The 22,380-nt window shown below is 72.3% G+C and carries 20 protein-coding genes; 14 read left to right on the forward strand and 6 right to left on the reverse strand.

Translation table 11 applies throughout. The features are described from left to right. Nucleotides 1-125: 125 nt before the first annotated feature. From ACFPZI_RS10385 to ACFPZI_RS10395, 3 genes are all read left to right on the forward strand, one after another. Nucleotides 126-1,067 carry a lysophospholipid acyltransferase family protein gene (locus ACFPZI_RS10385; RefSeq protein WP_381361223.1) on the forward strand — a complete coding sequence of 314 codons (942 nt, stop codon included), beginning with the start codon at nt 126-128 and terminating at the stop codon, nt 1,065-1,067. Further along, complete coding sequence (locus ACFPZI_RS10390; protein ID WP_381361225.1) at nt 1,064-2,074, forward strand: NAD(P)H-dependent glycerol-3-phosphate dehydrogenase; 1,011 nt, start codon at nt 1,064-1,066, stop codon at nt 2,072-2,074. The genes ACFPZI_RS10385 and ACFPZI_RS10390 overlap by 4 nt, the downstream gene beginning before the upstream one ends. Nucleotides 2,075-2,168: 94 nt before the next feature. Further along, a complete protein-coding gene (locus ACFPZI_RS10395; protein WP_381361228.1) occupies nt 2,169-3,326 on the forward strand; it encodes a D-alanine--D-alanine ligase family protein in 1,158 nt (385 codons plus the stop codon). Between the two features lie 15 nt (nt 3,327-3,341). Here ACFPZI_RS10395 and ACFPZI_RS10400 read toward each other — a convergent pair whose 3' ends face one another. Further along, on the reverse strand, nt 3,342-3,842 hold the full coding sequence (locus tag ACFPZI_RS10400; protein WP_381361230.1) for a DUF3515 domain-containing protein: 501 nt from the start codon (nt 3,840-3,842) through the stop codon (nt 3,342-3,344). 20 nt (nt 3,843-3,862) lie between these two features. After that, nucleotides 3,863-4,096: an Lrp/AsnC family transcriptional regulator gene (locus tag ACFPZI_RS10405; protein ID WP_381361233.1), complete on the reverse strand. Its 234-nt coding sequence runs from the start codon at nt 4,094-4,096 to the stop codon at nt 3,863-3,865. A gap of 218 nt (nt 4,097-4,314) precedes the next feature. Here ACFPZI_RS10405 and ACFPZI_RS10410 point away from each other — a divergent pair, with 218 nt between their 5' ends. Both ACFPZI_RS10410 and thiD read left to right on the forward strand, forming a co-directional pair. After that, nucleotides 4,315-5,280, forward strand: coding sequence for a thiamine-phosphate kinase (locus tag ACFPZI_RS10410; protein ID WP_381361236.1), 966 nt, complete (start codon nt 4,315-4,317; stop codon nt 5,278-5,280). After that, nucleotides 5,277-6,182, forward strand: coding sequence for a bifunctional hydroxymethylpyrimidine kinase/phosphomethylpyrimidine kinase (thiD, locus tag ACFPZI_RS10415; RefSeq protein ID WP_381361239.1), 906 nt, complete (start codon nt 5,277-5,279; stop codon nt 6,180-6,182). The genes ACFPZI_RS10410 and thiD overlap by 4 nt, the downstream gene beginning before the upstream one ends. A gap of 142 nt (nt 6,183-6,324) precedes the next feature. Here the strand turns inward: thiD and rpmB are convergent, their stop codons facing one another. Then, nucleotides 6,325-6,510, reverse strand: a complete 186-nt coding sequence (rpmB, locus tag ACFPZI_RS10420) for a 50S ribosomal protein L28 (RefSeq protein WP_004924906.1) — start codon at nt 6,508-6,510, stop codon at nt 6,325-6,327. 267 nt (nt 6,511-6,777) lie between these two features. Between rpmB and ACFPZI_RS10425 the strand changes: the two genes are divergently transcribed. Beyond that, nucleotides 6,778-8,496, forward strand: a complete 1,719-nt coding sequence (locus ACFPZI_RS10425; protein WP_381361242.1) for a DAK2 domain-containing protein — start codon at nt 6,778-6,780, stop codon at nt 8,494-8,496. A gap of 452 nt (nt 8,497-8,948) precedes the next feature. Here ACFPZI_RS10425 and ACFPZI_RS10430 read toward each other — a convergent pair whose 3' ends face one another. Both ACFPZI_RS10430 and ACFPZI_RS10435 read right to left on the reverse strand, forming a co-directional pair. Continuing rightward, nucleotides 8,949-11,948, reverse strand: coding sequence for a tetratricopeptide repeat protein (locus tag ACFPZI_RS10430; protein WP_381361245.1), 3,000 nt, complete (start codon nt 11,946-11,948; stop codon nt 8,949-8,951). Further along, a complete protein-coding gene (locus tag ACFPZI_RS10435) occupies nt 11,945-13,795 on the reverse strand; it encodes an HSP90 family protein (RefSeq protein ID WP_381361466.1) in 1,851 nt (616 codons plus the stop codon). Before ACFPZI_RS10435 ends, ACFPZI_RS10430 begins: the two co-directional genes overlap by 4 nt. Before the next feature lie 410 nt (nt 13,796-14,205). On the opposite strand from ACFPZI_RS10435, the gene recG reads away from it, so the two are divergent. The 8 genes from recG to mutM all read left to right on the forward strand — a co-directional run bounded on the left by recG (nt 14,206) and on the right by mutM (nt 21,896). Beyond that, a complete protein-coding gene (gene recG, locus ACFPZI_RS10440; protein ID WP_381361469.1) occupies nt 14,206-16,452 on the forward strand; it encodes an ATP-dependent DNA helicase RecG in 2,247 nt (748 codons plus the stop codon). Nucleotides 16,453-16,550: 98 nt separating this feature from the next. Further along, complete coding sequence (rsmD, locus tag ACFPZI_RS10445; protein WP_381361248.1) at nt 16,551-17,138, forward strand: 16S rRNA (guanine(966)-N(2))-methyltransferase RsmD; 588 nt, start codon at nt 16,551-16,553, stop codon at nt 17,136-17,138. A gap of 26 nt (nt 17,139-17,164) precedes the next feature. Further along, a complete protein-coding gene (coaD, locus tag ACFPZI_RS10450; protein ID WP_381209317.1) occupies nt 17,165-17,644 on the forward strand; it encodes a pantetheine-phosphate adenylyltransferase in 480 nt (159 codons plus the stop codon). A gap of 187 nt (nt 17,645-17,831) precedes the next feature. After that, nucleotides 17,832-18,980, forward strand: a complete 1,149-nt coding sequence (locus ACFPZI_RS10455) for an ATP synthase F0 subunit B (protein ID WP_381361251.1) — start codon at nt 17,832-17,834, stop codon at nt 18,978-18,980. 194 nt (nt 18,981-19,174) lie between these two features. Then, nucleotides 19,175-19,819: a YceD family protein gene (locus ACFPZI_RS10460; RefSeq protein WP_381361253.1), complete on the forward strand. Its 645-nt coding sequence runs from the start codon at nt 19,175-19,177 to the stop codon at nt 19,817-19,819. A 2-nt stretch (nt 19,820-19,821) separates the two neighbouring features. Continuing rightward, on the forward strand, nt 19,822-19,995 hold the full coding sequence (gene rpmF / locus ACFPZI_RS10465; RefSeq protein WP_003951102.1) for a 50S ribosomal protein L32: 174 nt from the start codon (nt 19,822-19,824) through the stop codon (nt 19,993-19,995). A gap of 7 nt (nt 19,996-20,002) precedes the next feature. Continuing rightward, nucleotides 20,003-20,896, forward strand: a complete 894-nt coding sequence (rnc, locus tag ACFPZI_RS10470) for a ribonuclease III (RefSeq protein ID WP_381361256.1) — start codon at nt 20,003-20,005, stop codon at nt 20,894-20,896. Between the two features lie 139 nt (nt 20,897-21,035). After that, nucleotides 21,036-21,896 carry a bifunctional DNA-formamidopyrimidine glycosylase/DNA-(apurinic or apyrimidinic site) lyase gene (gene mutM, locus ACFPZI_RS10475; RefSeq protein ID WP_381361259.1) on the forward strand — a complete coding sequence of 287 codons (861 nt, stop codon included), beginning with the start codon at nt 21,036-21,038 and terminating at the stop codon, nt 21,894-21,896. Here the strand turns inward: mutM and ACFPZI_RS10480 are convergent. Beyond that, the gene (locus ACFPZI_RS10480; protein ID WP_381361261.1) at nt 21,869-22,279 is read right to left on the reverse strand and encodes a winged helix-turn-helix transcriptional regulator; all 411 of its coding nucleotides are present in this window, start codon (nt 22,277-22,279) and stop codon (nt 21,869-21,871) included. The two genes, mutM and ACFPZI_RS10480, sit on opposite strands and share 28 nt — an antisense overlap. Nucleotides 22,280-22,380 lie beyond the last annotated feature (101 nt).

Here is a 22,380-nt window from a genome sequence, read left to right on the forward strand (position 1 = left end):
TCCCCCGCGACACCCGGCGGCCGGGGGGCCGGGGCGTACGGTGTTCTCGACAGACCGGCGGCCCGGGGCGACACTTGTGCGGCCCGCCTGGCCCCCGGGTCCAGGACTTAGAGGAAGGTGTCCCTGTGCCGCGCCGCAGAATCGGCTTCGCGTACCGCTTCGCCGCGGTGATCTGCAAACCACCGCTGGTGGTTCTCCTCAAACGGGACTGGCGCGGAATGGAGAACATTCCGGCTGAAGGTGGATTTATCACCGCGGTGAACCACAATTCGCACATTGACCCCGTCGCCTATGCGCACTTTCAGTACAACACCGGTCGCGTTCCGCGATTCCTGGCGAAGAGCGGTCTTTTCAGCAAGGGATTCGTCGGTGCCATGATGCGCGGCACCGGGCAGATCCCCGTCTATCGCGAAAGCACGGACGCGCTCAGCGCCTTCCGGGCCGCGATCGACGCCGTGGAGCGCGGCGAATGCGTCGCCTTCTATCCCGAGGGCACCCTCACCCGCGATCCGGACGGCTGGCCCATGACCGGCAAGACCGGTGCCGCGCGGGTCGCCCTGCAGACCAGGTGCCCCGTGGTCCCGGTCGCGCAGTGGGGCGCCAACGAGGTGCTGCCGCCGTACAGCGGCAAGCCCCGTCTCTTCCCGCGCAAGACGCACCGTGTGCTGGCCGGACCGCCGGTCGACCTGGACCGTTTCTACGACCGGGAGATGACCCCGGAGCTGCTCAAGGAGGCGACCGAGGCCATCATGGCCGCGGTGACCCGCCACCTGGAGGAGATCCGCGGCGAGAAGGCCCCCGAAGAGCCCTATGATCCGCAGCGCGAACGCGTGGAGCAGCGCCGCAAGACCCGGGCCCAGACCCGGCGCAGGGGGCACGACGGTCCGTCCGGGCACGAGCCGGCGGAACACGGACCGTCCGAGCACCGGTCGTCCGCGCACGGTTCGCCGGCGGACGGGACGCAGGGCGGCGGGCAGCACCGGGAACGCCGGCACCAGGAACGGCAGAACGAACAGCGGAGGGCCGGGGAACGGGCCACCGCGCGGGAAGAGGGGCTGAATACGTGAGCAAGCCGGTCAAGGCGGCCGTCTTCGGCACCGGATCGTGGGGTACGGCCTTCGGCATGGTGCTCGCCGACGCCGGATGCGACGTGGTGCTGTGGGCGCGGCGCCCCGGGCTCGTCGAAGCGGTCAACTCCACCCGCACCAACCCCGACTACCTGCCCGGAGTCGAACTCCCGGCGAACCTGCGGGCCACCACGGACGCCGCCGAGGCCGCGCGCGACGCCGACTTCACCGTCCTGGCCATCCCCTCCCAGACGCTGCGCGGCAACCTCGCCGGGTGGAAGCCGCTGCTCGCCCCGGACACCGTCCTGGTGTCGCTGATGAAGGGCGTCGAACTCGGCTCCGCCATGCGCATGAGCGAGGTGATCGAGGACGTCGCCGGGGTCGGCGCCGACCGGATCGCCGTGGTCACCGGACCCAACCTCGCCCGGGAGATCGCCGCCAGGATGCCGGCCGCCGCCGTGGTCGCCTGCCCCGACGAGGCCGTCGCCCGGCGGCTCCAGGCCGCCTGCCACACGCCGTACTTCCGCCCGTACACCAACACCGACGTCGTCGGCTGCGAACTGGGCGGCGCCGTGAAGAACGTGATCGGGCTGGCCGTCGGCATCGCGGACGGCATGGGGCTCGGCGACAACGCCAAGGGCTCGCTCATCACCCGCGGGCTCGCCGAAACCACCCGGCTCGGTGCCGCGCTCGGCGCGGACCCGCTGACCTTCGCCGGACTCGCGGGCCTGGGCGACCTGGTGGCCACCTGCTCCTCACCGCTGTCGCGCAACCACACCTTCGGCACCAACCTCGGCAAGGGCATGACGCTGGAGGAGACCGTCGCGGTCACCAAACAGACCGCCGAGGGCGTCAAGTCCTGTGAGTCGGTGCTGGACCTGGCCCGCCGGCACGGCGTCGACATGCCGATCACCGAGACGGTCGTCGGCATCGTGCACGAGGGCAAGCCCCCGGTGGTCGCCCTCAAGGAGCTGATGTCGCGCAGCGCGAAGCCGGAACGACACTGAGCGACGAGAGGTGCGTGCCCGCGTGACAGCCCTCCGTCTGCCGCACCGTGGGCGCTGTATCAGGGGGGCGGCCACCGGGTACTCTCATCGCGATATGAGCACCCAGAACCTCCCCCAGAGCCCCGAGCAGCCGCCTCGCAAGCCGCGTGTGGCCGTTGTGTTCGGCGGGCGCAGCTCCGAGCACGGGATCTCCGTCGTCACCGCCGGCGCCGTCCTCAAGGCCATCGACCGGACGAAGTACGACGTCCTGCCGATCGGTATCACCCGGGACGGCCGCTGGGCACTCACCGCCGACGAGCCGGACCGCATGGCCATCATCGACCGGCGGCAGCCCAGCGTGGACGAACTCACCGACGCGGCCGAGGGCACGGTGGTGCTCCCCCTCGATCCCGCGAACCGTGAAGTCGTCTACAGCGAGCCCGGTTCGGTACCGAAGGCGCTCGGCGAGGTCGACGTCGTCTTCCCCGTGCTGCACGGCCCCTACGGTGAGGACGGCACCCTGCAAGGACTCCTGGAGCTCTCCGGTGTTCCCTACGTGGGCTCCGGGGTGCTCGCCTCCGCCGTCGGGCAGGACAAGGAGTACATGAAGAGGGTCTTCACCTCCTTCGGGCTCAAGGTCGGCCCGTACGCGGTGATCCGGCCCCGCGAGTGGGAGAACGACGAGCCCGCCGCCCGCAAGAAGATCATCGACTTCGCCGGTGAGCACGGCTGGCCGCTGTTCGTGAAGCCCGCGCGGGCGGGCTCCTCGATCGGGATCACCAAGGTCGACGGTCTCTCCGGTCTGGACGAGGCGATCGCCGAGGCCCAGCGGCACGACCCGAAGATCCTCGTGGAGGCCACCCTGCGCGGCCGCGAGATCGAATGCGGGGTGCTGGAGTTCGAGGACGGCCCGCGTGCCTCGGTGCCCGCCGAGATCCCGCCGCCCGACGCGCACGCGTACTACGACTTCGAGGCCAAGTACATCGATTCCACGCCCGGCATGGTGCCCGCACCGCTGACCGGCGAGGAGACGGCCGAGGTGCGCCGGCTGGCGGTGGAGGCGTTCGAGGCGGCGGGCTGCGAAGGGCTGGTGCGCGCGGACTTCTTCCTCACCGAGGACGGCGAGTTCGTCATCAACGAGATCAACACGATGCCCGGCTTCACACCCATCTCGATGTACCCGAAGATGTGGCAGGCCGCCGGCATCGAGTACCCCGAGCTGGTGGACCGGCTGGTGCAGGCGGCGCTGCGACGGCGGACCGGACTGCGCTGAGGCGCCGGACCGGCTTCAGAAGGCGATCCCCTCGGGGATCGCCTTCTTGACGGCGGGGGCGAGATCGATCAGTACGCCCGTGCTGTCCCGTCCGTCGGTCACCCGCACCTCGACATAGGCCTCACGGCTCGCGGTCGTGAAGCGGTGCGTCCCGTCGTCCTGCTGCTCCATCAGCCAGTTGACGCCGTCGACACCGCCCGCCATCGCCTCCGGGTCGTTGCCGCCCGCCACCTTGGGATCCACCATCTTCGGCGGTTGTCCGACACCGCACCGCAGTATGATCGCCTCGCTGCCCCAGCCCGCGGTCAGTGCGGACGCGGGTTCGGGATCGTCGCGATTCTCGCCGTCCACCGTCGCCGGCAGGACCTCGTCCAGGTTCCGGCACAGCTCGGTGGCCTTCGCGTCCGGGCTGGGAACCGCCGCCGACGCGCCGTCGTCTGCTGAGGAGCAACCCGCGGTGGTGATCAGCAGGGCGAGGGCGGGCAGGACGGCGTGACGGTGACGAAAGGAACTCACCGCCACAGGGTAGACGGGGGCTACAGATGGACGACCGGGCAGGTCAGGGTACGGGTGATGCCGTCCACTTGCTGGACCTTCGCGACCACCATGCGACCCAGGTCGTCGACGGTGTCGGCTTGAGCGCGCACGATGACGTCATAGGGTCCGGTCACGTCCTCGGCCTGGAGGACTCCAGGGATCTTGCCGACCAGATCGGCGACGGTCGACGCCTTGCCGACCTCTGTCTGGATCAGGATGTACGCCTGTACCACGGAACCTCCAGGGCGGCCACGAGGATCATGTGGGGAAAAGGAACGCCACGGTATCGCGTCGCCGCTCGCCGCGGGGAGACCTGCGGGAACCGGAGCCCGCGCGCCGGGGTACGGACTGGACATAAGTTGACGGTCACTTCGACCGTAGCGAGGGCAGGAACGACTCGCGACCGGGAACGGGACCGGGAACGGACCGGTACAGAAGGGGAGCTGGGGAAATGAAGGGCACGGTTGGTGAGCTCGGGGAGTTCGGGCTCATCAGGGAGCTCACCTCCCGCCTCACCACCACCCCGGCGGTCCGGATCGGCCCAGGCGACGACGCCGCCGTGGTCGCCGCACCCGACCGCAGGGTCGTGGCCAGTACCGACGTCCTGCTCGAGGGCAGGCACTTCCGCCGCGACTGGTCCACCGCCTACGACGTCGGCCGCAAGGCGGCCGCGCAGAACCTCGCGGACATCGCCGCCATGGGCGCCGTGCCGACCGCGCTGCTGCTCGCGCTGGTCGTCCCGGGCGAACTGCCGGTGACCTGGCCCTCCGAGCTGATGGACGGACTGCGCGACGAGTGCCAGGTGGCGGGTGCCGCGGTGGTCGGCGGAGACGTCGTACGCGGCGACACGATCATGGTGTCGATCACCGCGCTCGGTGACCTGCGCAACCAGGAACCGGTGACCCGGGCCGGCGCACAGCCCGGCGACCTCGTCGCGGTGACCGGCTGGCTCGGCTGGTCCGCGGCCGGGTACGCGGTGCTCTCGCGCGGCTTCCGCTCGCCGCGCGCCTTCGTCGAGGCGCACCGGCGGCCCGAACCGCCGTACCACGCGGGTCCCGCCGCGGCCGGGCTGGGGGCGACCTCGATGTGCGACGTGAGCGACGGACTGATCGCCGACCTCGGGCACATCGCCGAGGCCAGCAAGGTGCGCATCGACATCCGCTCCGGGGCGATCGACATCCCCTCCCAGATGAACGACATCGGGCAGGCCGTCGGCGTCGACCCCATGCAGTGGGTGCTGACCGGGGGAGAGGACCACGCGATCGTGGCCACCTTCCCGCCGGACGTGAAGCTGCCCGCCCGCTGGAAGGTGATAGGCGAGGTGCTCAACCCCTCGGCGCTGCCCCAGGTGACGGTCGACGGGGCACCCTGGACCGCCCAGGGCGGCTGGGACCACTTCGCGGACATCGAGTCATGAGCACCGGGAGCGCCGGGAGCGGCGTGGGCAGGGAGGGCGCCGCGGGCGCCGGGGCCGTGCCGCCGAGGGTGCTGACGGTCGCCGGCTCGGACTCCGGCGGGGGTGCGGGGATCCAGGCCGACCTGAAGACGATGCTCGCGCTGGGCACCCACGGCATGAGCGTGATCACCGCGGTCACCGCGCAGAACTCCCTCGGCGTGCAGGGCGCCTGGCCGCTGCCGGTGGAGGCGGTACGGGCCCAGTACCGCAGCGTCGTCGACGACATCGGGGTCCAGGCGGTCAAGACCGGCATGCTCGCCTCCGCCGAACTCGTCGAGGCGGTGGCCGGCCTGCTCGCCGGCAGCCGGGCGCCGGTGGTCGTCGACCCGGTGGGGGTCTCCAAGCACGGGGACGCGCTGCTGGCGGCCTCCGCGCTCGACTCCGTACGGACGAAGCTGCTGCCGGTCGCGACCGTGGCCACGCCGAACCTGGACGAGGTGACCCAACTCACCGGTGTGCGGGCACAGTCGGAACGGGACTTCCGCAGGGCCGCGGAGGCGGTGCTGGCGTTCGGGCCGCAGTGGGTCGTGATCAAGGGCGGCCATCTCGCCGGGGACTCGGGTGAGGCCGTCGACCTGCTCACGGACGGTTCGCAGGAGTACTGGCTGCGCGCCCCGAGGCACGACAGCCGGCACACCCACGGCACGGGCTGCACCCTCGCCTCGGCGATCGCCGCGCAGCTGGCGAAGGGACAGCCGGTGCCTCAGGCGGTGACGGCCGCCAAGGAGTACGTCACGGGGGCGATCGCGGCCGGGTTCTCGCTGGGCGCCGGTATCGGGCCGGTGGATCACGGGTGGGCGCTCGGGCGGGGGACCGGGTGGGGGACCGACGTAGGGGCCGGGGCTGCGTCCGACGAGGGCTGAGGCGAGACCCCGGCCGGGAACGGCGGCGTGGGCGACAGGGCCCATGCTGCCCGTGTGCGCGGGCATGGCAAAAAGCCGGCCCACCCGAGGTGGACCGGCTCAGTGCGGTGAACCAGCTGTGGCCGCGCGCTCAGCGAGAGCGTCAGCGCGAGACCTTGCCGGCCTTGATGCACGAGGTGCAAGCGTTCACGCGCTTCGGCGTCCCGCCCACCACGGTACGCACACGCTGGATGTTCGGGTTCCAGCGACGGGGCGTACGGCGGTGCGAGTGCGAGATGTTGTTGCCGAAGCCCGGCCCCTTGCCACAGACGTCGCAGTTGGCAGCCACGGGTCACTCCAAAGACTTCAGATGCACTTACGGTTGATCCCGGCATGCCGGGATCAGAACGTCGGAACTCGAGGAGCTCTTGGGAATCTGAGTGGCTCTGCCAGGGAGAGGCCCGATTCGGATCGGGCAACCGGAGCAGCATACAACGGCTGAACCAGTAGGACGAAACCAGCATGGCAGCTCAGCGGCCCGCCCCGGCCCACTTCCTCCGTCCGGCCCCCCAAGGTCTACGCTGCGTGCCACGTCCAGCAGCTCAGGGAGGCGCAGGTGGCGCAGGTGCCGCAGACATTCTTCGATGCTCTCGCGGTGCGTGCCTGGTGCGGACTCGCGCTCGACGCCCTGGGGCGCGCGCGCGAGGAGATCGACGCGATCAACGTCTACCCCGTGGCGGACGGGGACACCGGTACGAATCTCTATCTGACGGTCGAGTCCGCGGCCACGGCGGTCGAGGCGGTGTTCGCGGGGTACGCGGCAGAGGGGCCCGAGGGGCCCACGCTGGCCGACGCGGCGCGGGCGATGGCCCACGGGGCGCTGATCGGCGCCCGCGGCAACTCCGGGACGATCCTGGCGCAGCTGCTGCGGGGGATGGCGCAGGTGCTGGCCGGGGACGGGGCGGCCCACGCCGACGGACAGGGGCTGCGGCGCGCCCTGCGGACCGCGGCCGCCTCCGCGCGCCAGGCCGTGGCCCACCCCGTGGAGGGCACCGTGCTCACCGTCGCCTCGGCCGCCGCCGACGCGGCCGACGGTGCGGAGGGCGACTGCGGGAAGGTGGCGCGGGCGGCCTACGACGGCGCCCGCACGGCCCTCGCCGCGACGCCGGGCCAGCTGGCCGTGCTCCGGCGGGCGGGCGTGGTGGACGCGGGCGGCCGGGGGCTGGTGGCGGTGCTCGCGGCCCTGGTGGAGACGTTCACGGGGGAGACGCCGGGAGGGCCCGCGCCCGGAGCGTACGGGAACGGTGCCGGGACACACGCGCGTGTGCGACCCGGCACCCACGCGCGCGTGGAGCACGACGAACCCGCCGAATGCGCCGGCGGCGGGGGAGTGACGGAGGCCACGGTCACCGGGCCCGCCTACGAGGTGATCTACCTCCTGGAGGCCGAGGATGCGGCCGTGGAGCGGTTGCGGCAGCGGCTCGACGGCCTCGGGGACTCGCTCGTCGTGGTTGGCGGTGACGGACTGTGGAACGTCCACGTCCATGTCGACGACGCCGGAGCCGCCGTGGAGGCGGGGGTCGAGGCAGGGCGCCCGCACCGTATCCGGATCGCGCACTTCGGTGCCGGTGACGCCCATGCCCCCGGGGCCGGCCGTCCGTCCGTGGAGCGCGCCGCGCGGGCCGTGGTGGCCGTGGTGCCCGGCGAAGGGCTGGCCGTCCTGTACACCGGGGCCGGTGCGACCACGGTCCTGGCCCGCCCCGGCGAGCCGCCCGCGAGCGGCGAACTGGTCGAGGCCGTACGGCGGGCCCACGCGCATGAGGTGGTGCTGCTGCCCAACGACGCCGAGCTGCGCCACACCGCCGCCGCGGCGGCCGAACAAGTCCGCGCCGAAGGGCTCAGGGTGGCCCTCATCCCGACCCGCTCCGCGGTCCAGGGCATCGCGGCGCTCGCGGTGCACGAGCCGGAGCGCCGTTTCGACGAGGACGTGGTGGCGATGACCTCGGCGGCGGGCGCGACCCGGTACGCCGAGATCGCCGTCGCGGAACGGCAGTCCTGGACCATGGCGGGCATCTGCCAGGCCGGAGACGTCCTCGGCCTCATCGACGGCGACGTGGCCGTGATCGGCGACGACGTCACCGCCACCGCCACGGCCGTCCTGGACCGTATGCTCTCCGCCGGCGGCGAGATGGTCACCCTGGTCCTCGGCGACGAGACCCCCCACACCGTCGCCACCCACCTGGAAACCCACGTCCGCGAGGGCTACCTGGCCGTCGACACCGTCCTCTACCAGGGCGGCAGACAGGGCGCCCTGCTCCTCATCGGAGTGGAGTGAGGACGGGGCGACGGTCCCGTCCGTGACGGACGGGGACTGATCGCGCGGGCGGCATCCGAGGCGGACGCGAGTGCGCGGTGCTCGGGCCGGTGCGGGGGATTCCAACGGGGTGCCGCCTACCGTCCGGCCCCGACCGCAGCCGCGCACCACCGTCAGGCCCGGCCCGGCCCGCTGGCCTCGCCCCGTGCGACCTCGCCCGCGCCGGAAGGGCTCCCGCTGCGTGCGGCCGTTCGCCTCTGCCGTGCCACCAGACGCATCGGCCCCGCCGGGCAGGTACCGGCCCGGCCGCGCGCAGGCGGGCCGGCGCCTGCCGGGTTCGTGTAACTGCCGTTGGGCGGGTCCAGTCCTCGGCGCGGCTTCCGTTTCTTCTCCGTGAGGGCCGGCCCGCCCCGGCATGCGGCCGCGTGGCGGTCCGGCGTCTGGCGGGTTCGTTTGGCCGTCGTTCGGCGAATTCAGTCCTCCGCGCGCTCTCGGTTCTCCTCCGCGAGGGTGTTCAGGAGGCGTTCCGCCTCGCTGCGCAGGGACTGGGCAGTGTCGTCCTCCTCCGGGGCGTTCTCGTGGGCGCTCAGGACGGCACGCGCGCGTGCGGCCGCGTCCGCGGGACGGCCCAGGTCGGCCTCCAGCCAGGCCGCGGCCAGTTCGGCCCGGGAGCGGTCCCGGAGGGTGTCCGGGCCGAGGAGCGCGAACGCGGCGACCGCCCGGTCCAGCGCGGTCACCGCCTCCTCGAACAGGGCCTGACCGCCGACGTCCGCGGCCCGTCCGCCCGCCACCCGTACCAGCAGGTCCGCGAACTGCCGGTGGGTGTGGCCGAGATCGGCGGTGAGACGCGCGCGGGTCTCGTCGTCCGGAGCCGCGTCCACTGCCGCCCCGCACTCCTCGACCGCGTCCGCCATCAGCGCGCGTGCCCCGTCCGGGCCCGCCTCCCCGCGCAGCGTGAGCCACGCGCGGGCGCGCAGCGAGCGCACCAGACCGGGCGCGTCGCCGACCGTGCGCCACAGCTCGCCCGCGCGCGCGTAGGCCCGCTCCGCCTCGTCGGTCAGGCCCGCCTGCTCCAGGCTGGACGCGGCCAGATGGGCCAGCGTCGCGTGGTCCTGCTGCTCCGGCCAGTTCCGGGCGATCTCGGCGGCCTGCAACCGCCGCTCGGCGGCGGCCCGGTGCTCGCCCAGCTCACCGAGGCAGTCCCCGAGCCACCAGAGCGTCTGCACGACCGCCCCGTCTCCGTGCGTCCCGGCGGTCACATCGGGCAGTACGGACTCCAGCACCTCGGCGGCCTCGGCCCACCGCCCGCGCCGCAGCAGGAACCCGCCGAGCTGATGCCGCGCCCAGGCGCCCAGCGTCGGCCCCTCGCCCGCCTCGTCGGCCCAGTGCGCCGCCTCCAGGGCGTGGTCCGCCGCCTCCGCCACCCGCCCGAGCCCCCCGGTGACCTCGGCGAGCTGCAGATGCAGCTGCGCCCGCCCGACCGGCTCCAGGTACGGCCCGCCGTGCTCCAGGGCCGCCCGCAGCGCCCGTTCGGCGCCGTCGACGTCGCCGAGATGGTGGGCGAGCTGCGCCAGCCGGGCCTCGTACTCCACCGCGAACCACGGCAGCCCCGCCGCGACGAACGCCTCGGCGGCCCGCGCGGACAGTTCCGCGGCGGTTTCCACGTCCCCGGCGTGCCCCGCCAGCTCGCCGAGCATCGCCTGCGCCTCGGCGGCCCGAGCGGCGAACCGGACGTCCTCGCCGGTGTGCCCCTCCACGAGCGCGAGCACCGCGCGTACGGCGGTCACGGCCTCCTCCAGGACGGCGTCCTCAAGGTCCTCCCCGGCGGCGTGCACGCGCCGGGTCAGGATCCGTGCCCGGGCCATCAGCACCGACGCCGTCTGCCGCATGCCCGTACCGCCGGCGGCGTACAGCGCGAGGATCTCCTCGTGCGGCCCGGCCACCGCCGCGAGCGCCTCGTCCACCCGGCCCGCCAGCGCATGGACATACGCCGCACGCGCGCGTGCGGCCAGGGCCTCCCCGGGGTCGCCCGCCTCCGCGTACAGCTCGGCGGCCCGCTCGAAGAGGTTGGTGGCCTCGGGGCCGAGGACCATCGCCTCGTGGTCGGCGGCCTCCGCGCGGTCGCGGGGCTCCAGGGCGACGTCGTCCCCCGCCGCCTTTGCCTCCCGGGCGGCGCGCGCCACCGCCGCCCAGGCCTCCACGGCGTGCGGCTGCAGGGTGTCCGACAGCCGCCGTGCCTCGATGAGCAGCGCGGGCAGCGCGGAAGCGCCGGAGGACTCCGTGCCGGGTGCCGCGGACATCTCGGCACCCGGCGCCACCGGCCGTACCGGGCGCTCGGGCGTGCGTATCGGGGACGCGCCCGACGGCCGTACGCCGAGCGGCAGCCGGTCCACCAGCGGGCGGCGCGCCATCCGCGCGCGGGCCCGCTCGCTGACGTACTCCGTGCCGTTGCGCTCGTCGAAACGGGCCGCCAGAGCGAGCGCCCCGGCCCGCGCGTGCGGGGCGAGTTCCGCGGCGGTCCAGGTCCGCCCGGCCGGACCGGGGACCTGACTGCCGCCCAGGCCGAGCCCGGTCAGCCGGTCCATGAGCAGTGCCACCACGCTCAGGAAGTCCAGCTTGCTGCGCGGATGCCCCTCGTCGGTGAAGTAGGCGGGCCGCTCCGCGAGCAGTTCGAGGGCGCGCGCCTCGTTGCCGCTCAGCGTGCAGAACTCCACGTGGTCCGCGTAGGCGCCGCGCATGCTCTCCATGGGCCGGACCAGCCGGAAACCGCGCAGATGGTGGGCGCGCGCCTCGTCCGCGCGGCCCAGCCGCAGCAGCGGCAGCAGGGAGGACGCGAGGGCCGTGTGCGGTTCGTGGGCGCAGGTGAACTCGCCCTCCAGGACCGGCCGCCACAGCTCCAGCGCCTCCGCGTCCCGTCCGTTCTCCGCCTGCCACCAGCCCTGCCCGTGCAGTTCGCACGCGTGGCAGTCGGCCATGGTGTCCCGGTCGGCGGCCAGCCACCCGGCGTACGCCCGCTCGGCCCGCGGCATGTCCCCGACATGCGCGGCCACACTGAACTCGGCGCTGCGCACCGCCCGTTCGGAATGACCGGCCAGCCGGTAGCGGTGCTCCATCTCGCCGAGCCACTTCGCGATCGACGCGAGCGGGATGTGCGGCTGGTCGAGCATGCCGGCCGACATCCACTTGAAGACCCAGTGCAGCGCATGCGTCTCGTACTGGTCGAAGTCCTCGGGGCGTTCGTCCCACATGCGCAGCAGCCGCGCGAAGGGGACGAACATCTTTCCCTTCTCCGAGCTGTAGTTGTAGACCTTCAGCTGGTGCCCGAGCGCCTCGATGACGGCGAGCGGGGTGTTCAGCTTCTCGGCCTCGAGCAGCAGGTGCTCCGCGCGCGCGTTGCGGGCCGGTCCCTCCGGCTGCTCGGAGTTCTCGCCCATCGCGCGGCGCAGGGAATCGAAATCGGTGATCGAACTCATCGGTGAGAGCCCCCCGTGGACTCGTCGTCGTGGGTGGCCCACTCCAGCAGGCCGAGGAACGCCCGGTTGAGCAGCGCCGAGTCGGCCGGCCGCAGCTGCCGCTGCGCCATGAGCAGCGCCTGCCCGTACAGCGACTCGGTCGCGGTGCCGATGAGTTCGGGGTCGCCCAGCGAACTGATCCGCCGCACCAGCGGGTTGAGATGATTGAGCACCAGGCGCGCCCGCGGGGCACTGCCGCGCAGCGAGCCGAGAATGCCGGCCCACAGGTCGTCGGCCCCCGACTCCGCCTCGGCGCGCGCCTGTTCGTGCCGGGACTCCCGGTCGTCCAAGTGCAGTGCGGGCACGGACAGCGGGTGGAACGCGCGCAGGACGACGTCGCAGCCCAGCGGATCCAGCTTGGCCCGCGCGGCGGCCAGGAAGCCCGACAGGGCCAGCTCCTCGGCCGGGTCCACCGCGTCCAGATGGGCGGTGACCGTGTCCGCGTCCAGCTCGGCGACCACGGTGCCCGGCCGCACCGCCGGCAGCGCCTCGACCAGCTCGCTGTCGTACGTGTAACCGCCGTTGACCACGCCGATGCCCTGCGCGGACGCGATCGGCGCGACTTGCCGGTACTCCTCGACCGTCCGCGTGAAGTGCACCATCGGGTGCCGCTGCGCGAACTCCTCCAGGGACAGCCGCCCGTCCGTCGTCTCGAACGGCAGCCAGGGCAGCATGGTGCGCAGCATCTCCCGGTCGTGCCGCGCGAGCGCCTTCACCCCCAGGTGGTGCACCGACAGGAACGCCGCGAGCCGCTCCGGGTCACCGGCGGCCAGCCCGGTCAGCCAGCCGCGGACCCGCTCGCCCAGCGCCTCGCGGACCCCGGCCAGCGTCTCGTCCTCGTACAGCGACTCGCGTGAGGCCGTGGGCCGCAGACTGTCCGTGTCCAGGACGCAGCGCACGAAGAAGGCCCAGTCGGGCAGCAGCTCCTCGGCCCGCTCGGTCAGCAGCATGCCCTTCAGGTGCACGCGGTGCCCCGCGCGCCGGGCCGGGCTGACCGCCGAGGGCAGCACGTACGCCACTCCGCGCACCCCGGCCAGTGGCACGTCCAGGTCGATGGAGTCCAGCGGGGTGAAGCCGAACAGGTCGTGGCAGTTCCGGGCGAGCGCCACCCTGCGGGCCGCGGGGCTCGGATACGCGCGGTCCCAGGGCGCGGGCAGCTCGGTGACCGCCTCCTCGCCCACCCGCACGTCGTACGGCAGCAGCGAGCCGAAGTCCCGGGCCAGCGACAGGACCCGCTCCTCGGCCAGCCACTCGGCGGACCCGGTCCGCGCCACCAGGTGCACGGTGGTGCCCGGTTCGGGCCGCGCCTCGTGCGGCAGCGTCCGCACCGTGTACGAACCGTCGTCGCGCGCCGTCCACTCCACGGGCGGCGCGTCCGGCGTCCGCGAGCTGCGGCTGACCACGCGGATCCGCTCGGCCACCACGAAGCAGGCGAGCAACCCGATGCCGAACTGTCCGAGGAAGTCCGAGCGGGCCTCCTGCAGACCCTCGGCGCGCTTGGAACTGCGCCCGATGGTGGCGAGCAGATCGTGCACGTCCGCCTCGGTGAGACCGACGCCGGTGTCCTCCACCCGCAGCGCTCCCGCCTCCACGGACAGCCGCACCCGGGCGGGGGCGTCCGGATCCTCGGCGCGGCGGGCGGTGATGGCGTCCACCGCGTTCTGCAGCAGCTCGCGCAGATAGACCTTGGGACTGGAATAGAGATGATGGGAGAGCAGGTCCACCAGGCCGCGGAGATCGACCTGGAACGTATGGGGCGACTGGGGTGAGCCGGATGCCTGGGGTGCCTGAGAGATCTGGGAGTCCATCGTCACGGCGCCGGTGGGGGACTCTTGACGGCGCGGGGTCGGGCGGTCCCGGTGAGGCGGTGACCGCGGGGATGGCCGGAGCGTTGGCGCGTCATCCTAGAGCCCGGGAGACTCCTCTGACCAGGGAATTCCTGATCCTCTCCCAAGCTCTTCGAGCAGGGGCCCCACTCGCCGCACCGGGCCCGGACCCGAGTACATCCAGTACGAGGCTCAGGGCCCGGCGCACCGAGAGCACGCTCCTCCAAGCTCTCAGCTTCTCCCCCCCTCTCGGCTTCGCTCGAGCGGGGGGGACCCCCATGAGCAGGGGCCCCCATGACGCCGCGAGGCCTGCCCTCCGGGCGGACGACGCGAGTCGGACGACAGGGCCCAGCGGCACCGGCGTTCCCGCTTTGTCAGTGCTGTGGTGTGCAATAGATGCCGTGTCCGCACTGCAAAAAACGTCGCCAGAACCACTGCAACAGCCGCTGAAGTCGGTGCTCGGCCCTCCCACCGCGAAGGTGATGGCCGAGCACCTCGGCCTGCACACGGTCGGCGACCTCCTCCACCACTATCCCCGCCGGTACGAGGAGCGAGGCCAGCTCACCCACCTCGCCGACCTCCCCATGGACGAGCACGTCACCGTGGTCGCCCAGGTCGCCGACGCCCGCCTGCACACCTTCGCCTCCAGCAAGGCCCCGCGCGGCAAGGGCCAGCGCCTGGAGGTCACCATCACGGACGGCAGCGGCCGGCTCCAACTCGTCTTCTTCGGCAGCGGAGTCCACAAGCCGCACAAGGAACTCCTGCCGGGCACCCGCGCGATGTTCGCCGGCAAGGTCTCCGTCTTCAACCGCCGCCTCCAGCTCGCCCACCCCGCGTACGAGCTGCTGCGAGGCGATCCGGAGGAGCCGCAGGAGAGCATCGAGACCTGGGCCGGCGCGCTCATCCCGATCTACCCCGCCACCGCCAAACTGGAGTCCTGGAAGATCGGCAAGGCGCTCCAGACCGTTCTGCCCCACGCCCAGGACGCCGTGGACCCCCTCCCCGGCCCGCTGTGCGAGGGGCGCGGTCTGGTCCCGCTCCCCGAGGCCCTGCTGAAGATCCACCGCCCGCACACCAGGGCGGACATCGAGGACGCCCGCGCCCGCCTGAAATGGGACGAGGCCTTCGTCCTTCAGGTCGCCCTCGCCCGCCGGCGACACACCGACACCCTGCTCCCCGCCGTCGCCCGCAGACCGCAGCTCGACGGCCTGCTGGCCGCCTTCGATGACCGGCTCCCCTTCACGCTCACCGACGGCCAGTGGAAGGTCTCCAAGGAGATCTTCGACGACCTCGCCACCGAACACCCGATGCACCGGCTGCTCCAGGGCGAGGTGGGCAGCGGAAAGACCCTGGTCGCCCTGCGCGCCATGCTCGCCGTCGTCGACGCCGGGGGGCAGGCGGCCATGCTGGCGCCCACCGAGGTGCTCGCCCAGCAGCACCACCGTTCGATCACCGAGATGATGGGCGAGCTGGCCGAGGGCGGCATGCTGGGCGGGGCGGAGAACGCCACGAAGGTGGTGCTGCTCACCGGCTCGATGGGCGCGGCGGCCCGCCGCCACGCCCTGCTCGACCTGGCCACCGGTGAGGCCGGCCTCGTGATCGGCACCCACGCGCTGATCGAGGACAAGGTGCAGTTCCACGACCTGGGCCTGGTCGTCGTCGACGAGCAGCACCGGTTCGGCGTCGAACAGCGCGACGCCCTGCGCGGCAAGGGCAAACAGCCCCCGCACCTGCTCGTCATGACCGCCACCCCCATCCCGCGCACGGTCGCGATGACCGTCTTCGGTGACCTGGAGACCTCCGTCCTCGACCAGCTCCCGGCCGGGCGCTCACCCATCGCCAGCCATGTCGTCCCCGCCGCCGACAAACCCCACTTCCTGGCCCGCGCCTGGGAACGGGTCCGCGAGGAGGTCGGAAACGGCCACCAGGCGTACGTGGTCTGCCCGCGCATCGGGGACGAGGAGGACGACCCGAAGAAGGCCGGCAAGGCGAAGCCCGCGACCCCCGAGGACGACGCCGAGAAGCGCCCGCCGCTCGCCGTCCTCGATGTCGCCGCACACCTGGCCAAGGGGCCCCTGAACGGCCTCGGCGTGGAGGTTCTGCACGGCAGGATGCAGCCCGACGACAAGGACGCCGTCATGCGCCGCTTCGCCGACGGCGAGGCCGATGTCCTGGTCGCCACCACCGTCATCGAGGTCGGCGTCAACGTCCCCAACGCCACCGCCATGGTGATCATGGACGCGGACCGCTTCGGCGTCTCCCAGCTCCACCAGCTGCGCGGCCGGGTCGGCCGCGGCTCGGCCCCCGGCCTGTGCCTGCTCGTCACCGAGATGCCCGAGGCGAGCCCGGCCCGCGGGCGGCTCGGCGCGGTCGCCGCGACTCTGGACGGCTTCGAGCTCTCCCGCATCGACCTCGAACAGCGCCGCGAGGGCGACGTCCTGGGCCAGGCCCAGTCCGGCACCCGCTCCAGCCTGCGCGTGCTCGCCGTCATCGACGACGAGGAGATCATCGCCGAGGCACGCGAGGAGGCCACCGCGGTCGTCGCCGCCGACCCCGAGCTGGAGCGCCTGCCGGGACTGCGCACCGCGCTGGCCGCGCTGCTGGACGACGAGAGGGAGCAGTACCTGGAGAAGGGCTGACAGACTGGGATGGCCGGCCTCCGGGCACTGGCCGGCACACCGACAAGCACACCGACAAGCACACCGACAAGCACACCGACAAGGACAAGGACGAGGACATGACCCGCGTGATCGCCGGCCGGGCCGGCGGACGCCGCCTGGGCGTACCGCCGGGCAGCGGCACCCGCCCCACCTCCGACCGTGCGCGCGAAGGCCTGTTCTCCACCTGGCAGGCCCTCCTCGGCGGCCCGCTGGACGGCGAGCGCGTCCTCGACCTGTACGCCGGTTCCGGCGCCGTCGGCCTGGAGGCCCTGTCCCGGGGAGCCGGACACACCCTCCTCGTCGAGGCCGACGTCAGAGCCGTCCGCACGGTCCGGGACAACGTCAAGGCACTGGGGCTGCCCGGCGCCGAGGTCAGACCGGGCAAAGCGGAACAGATCATCCGTACGCCCCCGCCCGCCGAACCGTACGACCTCGTCTTCCTCGACCCCCCGTACGCCGTCTCCGACGACGATCTTCGCGAGATCCTGCTCACACTCCGTACCGGGGGCTGGCTCGCCGACGAAGCCCTCGTCACCGTGGAGCGCAGCACCAGAGGCGGGGAGTTCGCGTGGCCGCCCGGCTTCGAAGCGCTCCGGGCCCGTCGTTACGGAGAGGGAACGTTTTGGTACGGTCGCGCCGCCTCTACGTGCGAAGACGCACGATGACCGGACCGGAGAGCGAGGGATCACCAGTGCGCCGCGCCGTCTGCCCCGGGTCGTTCGACCCGATCACCAATGGACATCTCGACATCATCGCCCGAGCCTCGAGCCTCTATGACGAGGTCTACGTCGCGGTGATGATCAACCAGTCCAAGAAGGGCCTCTTCGAGGTCGAGGAGCGGATCGACCTGATCGGCCGGGTCACCGCCGAGTACGGGAACGTCCGGGTCGAGGCCTTCCACGGCCTGCTCGTCGACTTCTGCAAGCAGCGCGAGATCCCCGCGATCGTCAAGGGCCTGCGCGCGGTCAGCGACTTCGACTACGAGCTGCAGATGGCCCAGATGAACAACGGCCTCTCGGGCGTGGAGACCCTCTTCATCCCCACCAACCCGACCTACAGCTTCCTGTCGTCCTCCCTGGTCAAGGAGGTCGCCACCTGGGGCGGCGACGTCTCGCACCTGGTGCCCCCGGAGGTCTTCTCCGCCCTCTCCGAGCGCCTCCGCAAGGACTGAGAGCCACCCGCCCGCGGTCCGGGAGCCGCCCGCGCAAGCACGGAGCGCACGGCGGAGCCGGACAGGCCCTCCAGGCCCGGGGCCGCCGGCCCCGGGCAATTCGCCGGGCGGTGTTCCCCATCCGCCCCAGGGTCGTACAGTCGTTGCGTCCGTCTCCAACACAGCTGTAGAGAGTGGCGAGCACACGGTGGACGTGCAGAAGAAGCTGGATGAGATCGTCGACCTGGTCTCCGGGGCCCGGTCGATGCCCATGTCGGCCTCGTGCGTGGTCAATCGCGCCGACCTGCTCTCGATGCTCGAAGAGGTGCGCGCGGCGCTGCCCGACTCCCTCGCCCAGGCCCAGGAACTCATCGGCGGCCGCGAGCAGATGGTTGAGCAGGCGCGTCAGGAGGCCGAGCGGATCATCGAGGGCGCGCACACCGAGCGCGGCTCCCTGATCTCCGGCACGGAGGTCGCCCGCCGCTCCCAGTCCGAGGCCGACCGGATCCTCACCGAGGCCCGCAAGGAGGCCGAGGAGGTCCGCGCCGAGGCCGACGACTACGTCGACTCCAAGCTCGCCAACTTCGAGGTCGTCCTCACCAAGACCCTCGGCTCCGTCGGCCGCGGCCGCGAGAAGCTGCTCGGCACCGGACCCGGCCTCGACGAGCAGGGCTACGTGGACCCCGAAGAGGACGACGCCCCCGAGCGCAGCCACGACCCGGAGACCCTGCGCCGCAGCGCCGACGAGTACGTCGACGTCAAGCTCGGCGCCTTCGAGGCAGTCCTCGCCAAGACCCTGGAGGCGGTCGGCCGGGGCCGCCAGACCCTGCACGGCCGGATCGCCAGCGACGACCTCGGCGCCCTCGCCGAGGACATGACCACCATCCAGCACTCCAGCGACGCCGACTACCTCGCCGACCTCGCGGCCATGTCGGACGCCCCGGCCCCGCGGCCCGCCCGGCCCCAGCAGGCCGCGCCCGAGCAGCCCCAGCAGGCTCCGCAGGTCGCCCAGCAGGACTACGCCCAGCAGGACTACGCCCAGCAGCAACAGGCGTACGACTACGTGCAACAGAACCAGCAGCCCGATCCGTACGGCGGCTACCCGCAGCAGTACGGCGGCGGGCAGGACCCCTACGGCTACCCGCAGCAGGCCGCCGCTCAGCAGGCCGACCCGTACGCCGCCTACCAGGGCTACGAGACGCCGCGGCAGCCGGCCTACGACCCCGGACAGGGCCGGCAGGACTACGCCCCGCAGCAGCAGAACCCGGCGGCCCTCGACGAGGCCAGCCTCTTCGACACCAGCATGATCAGCGCCGAACAGCTGCGTGCCTACGAACAGGGCCGCGGCAACGGCTGACCGTCCGGCCACGACCCGGGCGGCGCCCGGCCCCCAGCCTGTCACCGGCCCGGATTGGGACGAGAGCCGAAGGTCCAGTATCCTGGCTCATCGGTCGTGTGTGCGCTGCTCTGACTTCGTAGACGTCCGCGATCCACGCTGCCCGGGAACATCACGGGACAGCGTTTCTCCGAACTCGAAGATCGAAAGCAGGAATGGTTCTGAACGCCCGCCTCGACCACCGTGATCCCCTCGTGTTCGACACACACGAGCTGGGACGGAGGCCGGGCGCGCTGCAGCGCCTGACCCGCTCGATCGAAGCGCCCAGGGACCTCGGGATCCAGGGAGTCATCGGAGTGCCGGAAGGCGCCCCGGTGGAGCTCGAACTCCGGCTCGAGTCGGTCATGGAGGGTGTGCTCGTCACAGGCACCGCCCGTGCGACGGCCGAGGGGGAGTGCGTAAGGTGTCTGGAGCCGCTCGAGCAGGAGCTCGTCGCGGAATACCAGGAGATGTTCTCGTACCCTGACGCCGACGACCGGGGCCGCGCGAAGGCGGAACCGGGCGACGACGCCGAGGACGACGAGGACAGGCTCCCTCTCGAGGACGGCATGTTCGACCTCGAGCCCGTGCTGCGTGATGCGGTGGTGCTCGCACTGCCGATGCAGCCGGTGTGCCAGGACGACTGCCCCGGCCTGTGCTCCGAGTGCGGAGCCCGGCTCGCGGACGACCCGGACCACCACCACGACGCCGTCGACATCCGTTGGGCGGCACTGCAGGGACTCGCCGGTTCACCCGAAGATGGCGAGAAGGACGAGATGAGCGGCGCCGAACCGGGCGTCGACGAGAAGCAGGAGAAGTAGCCGTGGCTGTTCCGAAGCGGAAGATGTCGCGCAGCAACACGCGCCACCGCCGGTCGCAGTGGAAGGCTGCGGTCCCCACCCTGGTTGCGTGCGAGCGCTGCCACGAGCCCAAGCAGCAGCACATCGCGTGCCCGTCTTGCGGCACCTACAACAAGCGCCAGGTCCTCGAGGTCTGAGCGGCTGGTGAGAGGCACTGTGTCCACGCCCAAGAAGCAGTCGCCCCGCGCGAGCGGGAGCGGATCGGCGGACCATCAGGCCTCGTCCCACACGCTTCTGGAAGGGCGGCTCGGCTATCAGCTCGAGTCCGCCCTTCTGGTGCGCGCGCTGACCCACCGTTCCTACGCGTACGAGAACGGCGGTCTGCCGACGAACGAGCGGCTGGAGTTCCTGGGGGACTCCGTGCTCGGCCTCGTCGTCACGGACACGCTGTACCGCACCCACCCCGATCTGCCCGAAGGCCAGCTGGCCAAGCTGCGGGCCGCGGTGGTCAACTCGCGTGCGCTGGCGGAGGTGGGCCGCGGGCTCGACCTCGGTTCCTTCATCCGGCTCGGCCGCGGTGAAGAGGGCACAGGTGGCCGGGACAAGGCATCCATCCTCGCCGACACCCTCGAAGCGGTGATCGGCGCGGTCTATCTCGACCAGGGACTCGACTCGGCGGCGGAGCTGGTGCACCGTCTGTTCGACCCGCTGATCGAGAAGTCCTCCAACCTCGGTGCCGGCCTGGACTGGAAGACCAGTCTCCAGGAGCTCACCGCGACCGAAGGACTCGGCGTGCCCGAGTACCTGGTCACGGAGACCGGCCCCGACCACGAGAAGATCTTCACTGCTGCCGCCCGCGTCGGAGGCGTCTCGTACGGCACCGGCACCGGCCGCAGCAAGAAGGAGGCGGAGCAGCAGGCCGCCGAGTCCGCCTGGAGGTCCATCCGGGCCGCGGCGGACGAGCGCGCCGAGGCGGCTGCCACGACCGAAGCGACTGTCTCGACCGAAGCGGCCGGCCCGGCCGCCGACGTGAGCGCAGAGCCCGTCGCCGACGCGAGCGCCGAGCCGGCCGCCGACACGTCGTCGGCCTCCGCCTGACGATCCGTACGCGGATCACGCGGCACCCGCGGTCTTCGGGGTGTTCGCGATACACGCAGAGCGCGACCCGAGCGCCCGCCCCGGCAGGGGACGAGCGCTCGGGTCGCGGTCGTGGAGAGAGGTCCTCGGAGGGGGAACCATGCCCGAGCTGCCCGAGGTCGAGGTCGTACGGCGCGGACTGGAGCGGTGGGTCGCCCACCGGACCGTCGCCGCGGCCGAGGTGCTGCACCCGCGCGCGGTCCGCCGCCACCTCGCCGGCGCCGACGACTTCACGCACCGCCTGAAGGGTCACCGCGTCGGCGTTCCCAGCCGCCGCGGCAAGTACCTGTGGCTGCCTCTGGAGGACTCGGACCAGTCGGTCCTGGCCCACCTCGGCATGAGCGGCCAGCTGCTGGTCCAGCCGCACAGCGCGGCGGACGAGAAACACCTGCGCGTGAGGGTCCGCTTCACCGACGACCTGGACACCGAGCTCCGCTTCGTCGACCAGCGCACCTTCGGCGGGCTCTCGCTGCACGACAACACCCCCGACGGGCTGCCCGACGTCATCGCGCACATTGCCCGCGACCCCCTCGACCCGCTCTTCGACGACGAGGCCTTCCACCGGGCGCTGCGCCGCAAGCGCACCACGATCAAGCGGGCCCTGCTCGACCAGTCGCTGATCAGCGGAGTGGGCAACATCTACGCGGACGAGGCGCTGTGGCGGGCACGCATCCACTACGAGCGCCCCACGGAGACCTTCACCCGCCCACGTTCCCAGCTTCTCCTGGACCACGTCCGGGACGTGATGAACGCCGCCCTCGCGGTGGGCGGCACCAGCTTCGACAGCCTGTACGTCAACGTCAACGGGGAATCGGGCTACTTCGACCGGTCCCTGGACGCCTACGGCCGGGAGGGTTTGCCCTGCCGCCGCTGCGGTACGCCGGTGCGCCGGCGGCCCTGGATGAACCGGTCCAGCTACTTCTGCCCGAGGTGTCAGAGGGCTCCGCGCGCCTCGTCGTAGTTCTCGCGGGCCTGGAGCACGTCGTCCATGCTGCTCTCCAGGAAATGGATGAGGGACAGCACGCGCCGCGCGACCTCGTGGCCCAGCGGGGTGAGTTCGTAGTCCACCCGGGGCGGGTTGGTCGGCTGCGCCTCGCGGTGCACCAGGCCGTCGCGCTCCAGCGCGTGCAGAGTCTGGGAGAGCATCTTCTCGCTCACGCCGTCGACCCGGCGGCGCAGCTCGTTGAAGCGCAGCGATCCCCCGCACAGCGCCCCGAGCGTCAGCGCGCCCCAGCGTCCCGTCACATGCTCCAGCGTGCCGCGCGACGGGCACAGTCTGGCGAACGCGTTGTAGGGGAGCCGCTGCTCCGCCGAGTCCTCCGAGTGCGGCCGCGTACTTGTCATGTCGTCAGCGTACTTCGATGCAGCGCTTACCCGCAGATTGCACTAACCGCACGACAGTGCCGGGAAGGCTGTGCGGAGAGGCACGGACGGCGGCCCGGGAT

The sequence above is a fragment of the Streptomyces chlorus genome, assembly GCF_042655885.1.
GTDB lineage: Bacteria > Actinomycetota > Actinomycetes > Streptomycetales > Streptomycetaceae > Streptomyces > Streptomyces chlorus.

Coding starts and splice junctions, on each gene's coding strand:
- mutM (WP_381361259.1), top strand. CDS start 21,036: ATGCCCGAGCTGCCCGAGGTCGAGGTCGTACGGCGCGGACTGGAGCGG.
- thiD (WP_381361239.1), top strand. CDS start 5,277: ATGAGCACCGGGAGCGCCGGGAGCGGCGTGGGCAGGGAGGGCGCCGCG.
- ACFPZI_RS10480 (WP_381361261.1), bottom strand. CDS start 22,279: ATGACAAGTACGCGGCCGCACTCGGAGGACTCGGCGGAGCAGCGGCTC.
- ACFPZI_RS10460 (WP_381361253.1), top strand. CDS start 19,175: ATGGTTCTGAACGCCCGCCTCGACCACCGTGATCCCCTCGTGTTCGAC.
- ACFPZI_RS10435 (WP_381361466.1), bottom strand. CDS start 13,795: ATGGACTCCCAGATCTCTCAGGCACCCCAGGCATCCGGCTCACCCCAG.
- rsmD (WP_381361248.1), top strand. CDS start 16,551: ATGACCCGCGTGATCGCCGGCCGGGCCGGCGGACGCCGCCTGGGCGTA.
- ACFPZI_RS10395 (WP_381361228.1), top strand. CDS start 2,169: ATGAGCACCCAGAACCTCCCCCAGAGCCCCGAGCAGCCGCCTCGCAAG.
- ACFPZI_RS10430 (WP_381361245.1), bottom strand. CDS start 11,948: ATGAGTTCGATCACCGATTTCGATTCCCTGCGCCGCGCGATGGGCGAG.
- ACFPZI_RS10410 (WP_381361236.1), top strand. CDS start 4,315: ATGAAGGGCACGGTTGGTGAGCTCGGGGAGTTCGGGCTCATCAGGGAG.